Source organism: Fastidiosipila sp. (genome assembly GCA_012511175.1).
Classification (GTDB): Bacteria; Bacillota; Clostridia; order Saccharofermentanales; family DTU023; genus UBA4923.
In genome coordinates this window covers 1-10412 of the sequence record JAAZGO010000036.1, presented here as the reverse complement: position 1 = coordinate 10412, position 10412 = coordinate 1, and the positions used below count along the sequence as shown (strand labels likewise).

The following is a 10412-nucleotide window of genomic DNA, read 5'->3' as shown; positions in this document are numbered from 1 at the left end:
CGGTTTTGCGGATCACCTACGACGGCCCCATGGACCAACAAACGGGGGACTCCGCTCTACCGTTTGCAAAAAGCAATCACCGATGGCGGCTTAGGGAGAGTCCATTGAATTCTCTTCTGACCTACAACAACTTGACTCGGTCATGAAGGAAGGTGAGGCTGGACGTGATGTACGCTCTGGTACAATGGATCCTGACTTGATCATCGTTGAATTTGAAAGTATTTTCAATTTTTCAGAAGGGACAAAAGGACGGTTTCAAGCGGCGGACTTGCCGAAGAGTTTTGGGAGATGAAGCAAATCAATTGCCGGAAAAATGCTCAATGCGGAGTCACAGTATATCTGAGCCAAGGCCGCACGCTTGCTTATCGGGCTGCTGGTGTCGACCAGGCAGTTGGATTTGCGATACTCTTCCAAATATCTTTGACCGCAGCGAAAAATCTTTTTGCAAGTACACTGCCTTACTTTAATCAAATGAATTTTCATTTGAATGTCATCGTTTATTCGTTATCGCTAATTTTATATTTTCATGCCTTCAAGTTGTCGCAATACAAAATTAATCGGGGGTCGTTTTTCGTATTGATGTTCTCCCTCTCGTTTCTCTCTTTGTCATTTCTGCTTAACCCTGACTTGCTAAGCTACAGGTATGTCTTTCCAGGATTGATGACCTACTTGGCAGAGTGTGTTCCTGTGGTTCTCCTTTTGCCCTTAATTACCAGTATTAAGGACTTCTTGGGCTGGTTTTATCGTGCTGCCTATTTAATGGCATCCGTTGCATTAGTGATCCTTGCGTTGATCGTCTTCTTTAAACTTGAAATGATCAATGATTACAGTATGAGTTATGGGTTCAACACGATGATCCCCGCCATTGTTCTTTTTTCAAAGTCATTCAGAGAGAAGAAAGTATTCGATTTTTTGCTCGCTGTATCCTGCACGATCGCTGTTGTCATGCTGGGATCACGGACTCCCTTATTGTGTATTGGAGCATTTTTCCTTTATTGTTTGATACGTCATTTTGAATCAACAAACTATTTTTTGCCTCTGACCATCCTTGTTATTGCTGCAATAGCTCTTGCGGTTGTTTATCATGTGAGCATTGGGGAGTTTGTCGGCCGGTTTCTGGAGAAGATCAACTTCAGCAGTCGAACCATAAGGAAGCTGTCTAGCGGCAGCATAGCAGGTTCTTCCGGAAGGGATGTCATCCACCAGCGATTGACGGGGCTCATTAATCAATCGCCAATTGTCGGATATGGGGCGTTTGGCGCTGTTAAGGTCTTAGGTGGGATCCTGGCTCACAACTTGTTCTTGGATACCTGGGCAACATTCGGTTATCTCGCAGGAACCGCAATAATTGTGTGTTTGCTGTGCTATACGCTCTATAACATCTGGCTGTTCAGAAAAACGCCTTATGGGGAACTGGTGGCGATATTTGCGTTTATGGTTTTCCCTAAAGCCTTCGTTGGAGGATCTATTTGGACAACGACTCACTTGTGGTATTTAATTGCGTTATTTATTTGGGGGGATGGTGTGAGGGCAATTGCAGGTGGTACACAAACTGAATCAGAAAAACCATGTCCCGTTGCTGGTGTTACGGGGAAGGTTTAGCTGCAGGTCTATGAGGCTGTCAATGGCGTGTTCGCAGGAAGAAAACTCTAATACATGGCAAAAATTCCAATAATACTTCTGTTGAAAGGTGTGGTAAACAGGACGGTCCTGCTCAAAAAGCTGATGGTCAAGATTCCACCAATCCTGCACAGACTGCATCCCGTCATCCCTATGTCTTTAACCTTGCGATTGACTTATTATATTCGCATGGGTGAAAAGCTGGACCTGAAGAATCCCAAAGACTTGAATCAAAAGCTTCAGTGGCTAAAAATCAACTACCGTGATTCTCTTTATATCCAATGTGCGGATAAATACCGGGTAAGAGAATATGTCGCAGAGAAGGGATATGGCAACATACTGAATGAATTGTATGCTGTGTACATGAGTGCGAGAGATATCAACTTCCAGAGCTTACCCAAACGATTTGTTTTGAAGTGCAACCATGCGTCGGGAACGAATATCATCTGTGAGGACAAAACCAACTTGAACAAAAAAGAAACTGTGAAGAAGCTGAACAAATGGCTGAAGGTGAAGAATGGATTTATTTCAGGTGAATACCACTATAACCATATCGTTCCCCTGATCATTGCAGAGAAAAATCTTGCATCCGAGGACGGCAGACTTCCGAGAGATTACAAAGTTTTCTGCTTCAACGGAGAGCCGCGTTTTCTGGTCGTGTATTCGGGTAAGGACAGCAGAACATTTATTTCAGCCGATCGCGCTGTTTTCGATTTTGATTGGACTCCGTTAGAGTGTGTCACGGACAAGTATCCCTCCAGTCCAGAAAAATATCCTAGGCCAGAAAAGCTCGAAGAGATATACCAAATTGCCAGAGGGTTATCGTCCGGATTCCCTTTTGTTCGAGTCGATTTTTATGTAGCGGAAGGGAGAATTGTTTTTGGCGAAATGACCTTTTTCCCAACTGGTGGGTTTAAGAAGGAGTTTTCGAAAGAGTGTTTGGAAAGATTTGGGGATTATCTTGAGCTTCCACCCAGGAGCCAGTCAAGAAAATGGAATGATGGTTTATGAAAATCGATCGTATGGAAAGCTAAGACTGGAAGTTGCGAGGTATAGAAATCAGAAATAAACGTCAAGCATTTTCGCAAGAACAATAAGGCTTGTTTTCGTTTCGTCTGAGAAAAATATGAGACCACTAGTTAGTATTTGTTGTTTAACTTTTAACCACGAGAAATTCATCGCGGATGCCCTGGACAGTTTCTTGTCACAGGAGTGTGATTTTCCTTATGAGATTATTGTTCACGATGACGCTTCTACTGACCAGACAGCGAAGATCATTCGTCAGTATGAGAGAGAAAATTCAAACATTATCAGAGGTATCTATCAAGAAGAAAATCAATATTCTCAAAAGATATCTAATATGCAAACGCATATTGCGCCACTTGTCAAAGGTGAGTTCATCGCAACATGCGAGGGTGACGATTACTGGTGTGATACTCGCAAACTCAAAAAGCAGGTCGAATTCCTAGAACAAAACAGAGACTACAGCATGTGTTTCCACGCTGTTTCCGTTGTTGATGTTGACAAAAAGCCAACAGGTGAAATACTTGGGATTAAAAGCAATTTCAGCAGGGACATTACCATAGCCGAGGCAGCACAGGGAGGATGTGTGCATGTTTCTTCGCGCTTGATTCGGAGAGAATATTTTCTTCAGAAAAGACCGTTATGGGTATCCCATGCCAACCATGGTGACTATGCGAACGCATTGTTCTACCGTGCCGAAGGGAAAGTCTATTATATGAATGAACTTATGTCTTGTTACAGGCGCGGTGTAGAAGGGTCTCTTATGTCAGAATATCGGAAACACTACAGCAAGGAAATCGACATCGCTCATAAAAAAAACCGAATAGAAACACTTGAGAAAGCGAATGAATACTATGATTACAGGTACGACTCTGAAATTGGAAAAAGTATCCTGCAAACCAAGACTCAAATTCTTTTGATGCAGCGAAAATTCAACCATTCTGCAAGGCAAGTGTATAGAGATTATCTGAAAGAGTACGGATTCATTAGGATGGGAAAGACCTTAATGTTGAGTGTGTTCCCGCGATTGGCTCACTTATTGGCGAAGATTGCCCGAAGATGTTCCAGAGTAATATCGAGCCGCAATTTTGGTCATTTAGAGATGTCGGAGACGCGTTCACACGCTAGGCAGCTGCAATAGACATGGGTGTTGAGATTAATAAATCAAGAATAATTTCCTCCCTTTTTTGGAAATTCATGGAAAGGGGTGGTTCACAGGCGATTAGTTTTTTAATCTCGATTGCGCTTGCCCGATTATTGATGCCGGAAGATTACGGTACCATTGCCTTGGTAACCGTTTTTACCTCGATAGCGGCACTCTTTGTCGAAAGCGGTTTTGGTACAGCTCTTATTCAAAAAAAGGAGGTGGATGAAGTTGACTACTCATCAGTATTTTTCGTCAATTTATCCATTTCTCTTTTACTCTATGCAGTTCTTTTTTTGATGGCTCCATCAATATCAAGATTTTACAAAATACCTGAGATTACACCGATAATTCGGGTACTATCAGTCACCCTGATTTTTGGTGCTTTGAACGCGGTTCAAAACGCTATCATCTCAAGGACGCTGCAATTCAAGCTGTTATTCGTGCGGAGTACAGGTGCGCTTGTGATTTCAGGCACAGTTGGGATTGCTTTGGCTTACGCCGGATTTGGAGTATGGGCATTGGTATGGCAGTCGATCGCCAACCGCTTTTTTATAACGGCCATTCTTTGGTTTACGCTTCGCTGGAGACCGCATTTTCAATTTTCCACGGACAGAGTCAAGGAGCATTTTTCCTTTGGCTGGAAAGTCCTGGCGGCATCTTTGTTGACAACGGGGTATCGAGAGGCGAGAAGCCTAATCATTGGAAAAATGTACCAACCGGCTACCCTCGGATATTACAACAGGGGTAGCAAGTTCCCGTCTCTGATCGTCTCAAATATCGACGGATCAATTCAAGCGGTCATGTTCCCTGTCCTGGCTTCACAGCAGGATAACAGATCCAAAGTGAAGAGCATGATGAGGAGATCGATCACTTCAAGCTCATTCATCGTTTTTCCCTTAATGGTAGGGTTGGCAGTAATATCAGAACCGCTTGTATTGCTCTTAATGACGGAAAAGTGGTTACCAGCAGTGCCCTATATTCGAATTTTCTGTGCAAGCTATGCACTTTACCCCATTCACTCTGCCAATTTGGAAGCAATTAAAGGGCTGGGCTATAGCGGAACTTACCTGCGTCTAAATGTGATACGCAGAATCATCGGAATACTGATACTAATCATTACCGCCTTTTGGGGCCCATATGCCATTGCACTGGGCCAAGTTTTGAACGGAATTATTGCATCTTTTGTGAATGCTCACCCGAATAAAAAATTGCTGCTTTATGGTTACAAGGAGCAAATCACAGATATTTTGCCGTCACTCATTTTATCCATAGTGATGGGGTCCGCTATATTCTGTCTGCGATGGGTTGGTTTGGCAGCGTTGCCCACAATGGTCCTTCAGATTCTCTTTGGGCTTGCTTTGTATGTGGTTCTGGCTAAAATTTTGGGTTTGGAGAGCTATCGATATTTGGTTTCAGCAGCAAAAGATTTTTTTAAAAGAAAATCAATGGGTCATACGAATGAAAAGAATTGAGATGATTGGTGCCTCAGGAGTTGGAAAGACCACACTGATGCGGGAGGTCATGAAGTTAAAAACAGAAAATGACCAATGGCTTTCCCTCGAAGAGATGAAAATTAAGCTTGCAAAAGCTGTCGATGTGAGAGATGTGAAGTATCTTAAGCATCTGCAGCTATTGCTGAAGATGAATTTGTTTCGCCAGCATCGATCAGGTATAGCGGTTTTAATTCTCAATAGATACAATAGGGAAATTGTGGACAGACTGCACTTGAGGTATGAAGATATCGCTGGGGAAATCTGGAGGGACTTATCAGAGAATGTGGAGATTCGTCCAATGCAAAAACTTGCACTAGCTTCGTTTTATCAGAAAGTCCTTACGCGGGATATTATGCCATTGGATTACCTTGGAGCAAAGGAACTTACCGTGTATGACGATGGGATTATCCATAACTTGCCAGTTTTTGGTGATCCGGATCGAGCAGGAGTGATTTTTGAATACCATAAGAAACAAAACACAGGACTAATACCAGTGGGAGTTGTCCATTGTTTTGCGAGTCTTGAAGTGAATTTGAAGAGAAGAAAGAAGAAAATGTTCCTGACTGGCGGAACGATTCTTGATAGGTTTTCCAATGAGGATGAACTAAGACGGTTTAGCCAACAGTCTTTGGATTTTGCGAGCAAAAAGATTTCGTTACTGGAAAAACACAAAGTCACAATATTGGGAGTCAACATGGAAGAGTCTCTCAGTAGCAATGCCAAACGGACGATTGATTTTCTTAGGTCTTTACAATGATAAAAACGGCTCTCAAATCGATTGGATTACTGTGGAGCGAGCTTGGCAAACATTCCTCATTTTCTCAGAAGTTACCTGTTTCGCGATATAATGCGCAGTTTGATGCGAGATCGATTAATGGGTTAGCCCACTGCAACCGAAAAACACAAGTATTCTTACATTTTGAACGACTGAACTGGAGTGGAGCCAAGAAGGTCAAATCCTTTTTTTGAGGTGAATTTTGTGAGGCGAGAATTCAGCGGTAAAAAAATTCTGATTCTCGGTGCGACGACGGAGACCATACCCCTGGTTAATGCAGCCAATCAATTGGGAGTGGTTACCTATGTTGCTGATCACATCGAGGACTCTCCAGCCAAAAGATTCGCAAGGGTGCCGGTTTTGGCTGATTGCCTCAATGTAGATCTTCTTTGCGGAATTGTTAATGATGAGGATATTGACGGTGTAATGGTCGGATGTGCCGATATCCTTGTTCGCAGCTACCAGCAAGTATGCGAGCGTACGGGGAAGCATTGTTACGCTACCGGAAATCAAGTCGAGGTATTCACTGACAAAAAGCGTTTGAAAGCCAAATTGAGGGATTTTGGCCTTCCAACTGTCCCAGAGTACCAGCTGGATGAGAGACTGTTGAAAAGTGATTTGGAAGGTATCGAATATCCTGTGCTGATTAAGCCCGTTGACAGTAACAGTGCCAGGGGAATTTCTGTTTGTTATGACGAAGATGAGCTCAGAGGAGCATTCCATAAAGCAAAGGAAAATTCTCGCTCCAACACAGTACTTATTGAAAAATTTATGGATTGTGATGACTTCACAGTCAATTATATTTTTCAAGATGGTGAAGTCGTTGTGACGATGATGTCGGATCGTTATGTCAATTCGGAGCAGAAGGGTGTAGGAACGCTGCCGTCAGCTTTGATCTATCCTTCAAAGCACAGTGAACTCTATTACACAACGACCCACGAACAGATGCTCGATCTTTTTCGGGATTGCGGGATAAAAAATGGCGTCATGTCACTTCAGGCCTTCATCGAAAACGATCGAATCATGTTTTATGATCCTGCTTTCCGGATTACGGGTGGTCAGGGGTACTACATCCTTAAGAGCGTCAATAGCGTCGATCAATTGGAGATGTTGGTCAGGTTTGCCTTGAGCGGAAGTATGTCAGATGAAAATCTGTCACATACCATTGATGGATCTCTTAAAAACAAGTGTGCGATGGTTTTGTCTGTTCTTGTCAAACCTGGATTTATTGGAAATATTGATGGTATTGACGAAGCAAATGACCACCCCAACGTAATCAACGTGACGCAACAACGAAGAGAAGGCGATGTTATCACTGAGTACGGAACACTTAGCCAAGTTGCAGCGCGAATCCATTTGGTGGCGGGCAGCATGATTGAAATACTAGATGCAGCGGAATATCTTCAATCTCGTATCAGAGTCACTGATTTGGAGGGGAATGATATGCTATTAAAAAGTTTCAACAAAAAGGATCTGTAAAGGTGGGCAAATATGGGGAGGCATGTTGCATGAAAAAGACGATATTAGCCATGGTTTGCCTTTTGCAGGTCCTAATTTCAGTGTTAGCCTTGTTCGCTTGTGGGAAAGAAAAGAAGCAAAAGGTTACAGTGAACTACTCAAAAGGGAACTATGTTGCTGCAACTTCGATCATTATCCGTCATGAAGGTCTATTCGAAAAATATCTTCCCAGTGACGTCACAGTTGAATGGGTCAACATTCAAACTGGACCGGAGATCAGGGATGCAATGCTAACTGGGACAATCGACATCGCTTCTCCAGCTCTTATTACCACAATCACTTCACTGGAGAACGGCATTCCATTCAGATTGATTTCTTTTTCGTCATCGACGCCAACAAAGCTATACGCCCGGGATGAATTCATCAAGTCAATACATGACCTGGACCCAAGCATGAGAATTTCATTGACAAATTTGTCAACGAATCTTCATATATCTTTTCTCGCATACTGTCAGGAAGTTTTGGGTGACTCGAATGCCTTGGCAGATGCTTTGGTTAGCATGCCCAATGCAGAGGCATTGGCAGCACTGACTTCAGGCTCCGGCATTGACGCCAGCATCTTCACGTTTAGCACGAATATGAAAGCGGAGTCGGAGGAGAGCTTGCACATGATTGCGGATATGACTGATGTCACAAGGGAGTATGGCATTGGCTCTGCCTACATCGTTACCGAGTCATTCTATAAAGAAAATCCAGACATCATTTCCGCTTTTATCAAAGCTCAAAATGAAGCTGTCAGCCTGATTCTAAGCCGCCCGGATTACGCTGCAAATATTCTCATTGAAGAGGGATTGGACACGGATTCGGATACACTTGTCAAGGTTATCGCAGAAATGCCTCCATCACCTCGATTGACTCCAGATATGTTCAATAGGCAAGCCATGTTGCTGTTCAACGCCGGAATATTATCAAAGGAACCCAGGAAACTCGAAGACTACGATTTTTTTGAAGCTTTGCGGCAACATTAGAAAGATCCAGATTAATGAAGACAAAAATTTCCCGAATGAAGTTCATACAAAACGTCTTCTGGTTTTTGCTCATAATTATTTTTTGGGAAGTTTCATCACGATTAAATCTAGTGAACCAGTATCTGCTACCTCCATTTTCCAAAGTGGCGGAACGCCTTGTTTTGGAGCTGTTCACAGGTTACTTGGGATTACAAGTGTTAAACTCCTTGAAACTTGTAATCCTGGGAGTTTTAATGAGCTTTGGATTGGCATCCATTATTGCCTTGATGTGTATCTGCTCAAAAACCATTGAGAGTCTTGTGTCTGCTCTATGCACGATCTTCAATCCTCTCCCGGGAATAGCGGTTTTGCCCCTTCTAATGATATGGTTCGGTGTCGGTAACGGCATTATGTTGGCCTTGATCGTTCACGGCGTTCTGTGGCCGCTTACAACCAATCTGCTGGTGGGTTTCAGGTCGATCCCGACGGTTTACAAAGAATGGGCAAAAAATATCGGTTTGAGTCCTGTAAACAGCCTTCTGCACGTCCAGATATTTTCGGTCATGCCTTATTTGGTGGCGGGGCTCCGAGTTGGATGGGGCCGTGCGTGGCGAGCGCTGATTGGTGCTGAGATGGTTTTCGGAATGATAGGAACCGTTGGGGGTGTCGGTTATTATATTTATACAAACAGGGCGTATGCGAATGTAACAAATGTTTTCTCGGGAGTGATAGTCATTATCGTCATCGGTATTCTGGTTGAACAAGCGTTTCGTTTGCTTGAAAAAAATACCACCGTCAAATGGGGCATGAGTGATGAAAGCTGAGGCGATGGTCTCGATTGAAGGTATTTCGAAATCCTTTAGAAACCAAGGAAAAGAATTGAATGTACTTCATAACATTTCAATTGACATTGATAATGGCGAGTTTGTATGTATCTTGGGTCACTCTGGGTGCGGTAAATCCACTCTCTTGAGAATTGTCGCGGCGTTGGAGCAACCGGATCATGGAAGAATACTTGTGGATGGGGTAAGCCATCGATACCCCAATAGGGAAGTCATTTTGCTTGGCCAAGATTTCAACCAGCTGCTTCCGTGGAAAAAAATAGTCAATAATATCGTTCATCCGCTCCGTGCAACAAGAAAAATTTCGAACCGAAAGGCTGCGAAGGAACGGGCCCTTGAGCTTTTGAGTGCAGTTGGACTAAGCGGATATTCGGACTATTATCCTCATCAGCTTTCAGGAGGAATGAAACAACGTGCCGCAGTAGCACGGGCGCTGTCACTTGAACCAAAGGTTCTCTTGATGGACGAACCTTTCGCAGCATTGGACGACGTTACAAGAAAGCAGCTGCGGGTATTGGTCCGCAATATTTGTGAGCAGCATAATGTGACAACCTTGTTTGTTACGCATAACATCGAAGAAGCCATAACGCTTGGAAATCGTATTGTGGTAATGGGTAAATTGGCTGGCGCCATGCGAGGGGTTGTCCTCAACGAGGCTTATCAAAAACCTGATGAAAAGGACTTGCGGATCAGGATGAGGTCAAAAATTCTTGATTACTTGGAGAATCAGTAAACAGCTGATATGAGCATTGCAAGCTGCTTCAAGGAGGAGACACTTGCCTTTAGCCTGTTCCCTGCCGAAATCCATGCATAATGGAAGGTTAACTCAAGGAGAGTAAGTTGCGTCTCTGTTGCGGAACAAGCTTTCCAAAAATGAAATGGGTTGTGGGCAAAGATAAGTTTCAATCACTTGATATAATGTAAGCGTCCTTTCTTGGACGTCTCCGGCTACTGGGCTATGGGACGGAAAACAGGGAGCTAGTGTTTCTGGCCGGCACAGCGCAGATTGACTGCATGTAATCACTCCAAGGCATGAGCCGCTCCATG

9 protein-coding genes are annotated in these 10412 nt (G+C 43.5%); all 9 read left to right on the top strand.

Translation table 11 applies throughout. The features are described from left to right. Nucleotides 1–288: 288 nt before the first annotated feature. The 9 genes from GX839_07660 to GX839_07620 all read left to right on the top strand — a co-directional run bounded on the left by GX839_07660 (nt 289) and on the right by GX839_07620 (nt 10098). Nucleotides 289–1602 carry a hypothetical protein gene (locus GX839_07660; protein NLB05328.1) on the top strand — a complete coding sequence of 438 codons (1314 nt, stop codon included), beginning with the start codon at nt 289–291 and terminating at the stop codon, nt 1600–1602. A gap of 54 nt (nt 1603–1656) precedes the next feature. Next, nucleotides 1657–2631 (top strand): hypothetical protein, encoded by a 975-nt coding sequence (locus GX839_07655; protein NLB05327.1) that lies wholly within the window; start codon nt 1657–1659, stop codon nt 2629–2631. A gap of 115 nt (nt 2632–2746) precedes the next feature. After that, nucleotides 2747–3784: a glycosyltransferase gene (locus GX839_07650; protein NLB05326.1), complete on the top strand. Its 1038-nt coding sequence runs from the start codon at nt 2747–2749 to the stop codon at nt 3782–3784. Between the two features lie 2 nt (nt 3785–3786). Continuing rightward, entirely contained in the window at nt 3787–5262 is a 1476-nt protein-coding gene (locus tag GX839_07645) for a lipopolysaccharide biosynthesis protein (GenBank protein ID NLB05325.1), read from the top strand. Next, nucleotides 5249–6040, top strand: coding sequence for a hypothetical protein (locus GX839_07640; GenBank protein NLB05324.1), 792 nt, complete (start codon nt 5249–5251; stop codon nt 6038–6040). Before GX839_07645 ends, GX839_07640 begins: the two co-directional genes overlap by 14 nt. Before the next feature lie 222 nt (nt 6041–6262). Further along, the gene (locus tag GX839_07635) at nt 6263–7537 is read left to right on the top strand and encodes an ATP-grasp domain-containing protein (protein NLB05323.1); all 1275 of its coding nucleotides are present in this window, start codon (nt 6263–6265) and stop codon (nt 7535–7537) included. 29 nt (nt 7538–7566) lie between these two features. After that, nucleotides 7567–8544 carry an ABC transporter substrate-binding protein gene (locus GX839_07630; protein NLB05322.1) on the top strand — a complete coding sequence of 326 codons (978 nt, stop codon included), beginning with the start codon at nt 7567–7569 and terminating at the stop codon, nt 8542–8544. Between the two features lie 14 nt (nt 8545–8558). Next, on the top strand, nt 8559–9347 hold the full coding sequence (locus tag GX839_07625; GenBank protein ID NLB05321.1) for an ABC transporter permease subunit: 789 nt from the start codon (nt 8559–8561) through the stop codon (nt 9345–9347). After that, nucleotides 9337–10098: an ABC transporter ATP-binding protein gene (locus GX839_07620; protein NLB05320.1), complete on the top strand. Its 762-nt coding sequence runs from the start codon at nt 9337–9339 to the stop codon at nt 10096–10098. The genes GX839_07625 and GX839_07620 overlap by 11 nt, the downstream gene beginning before the upstream one ends. Nucleotides 10099–10412: the final 314 nt, after the last annotated feature.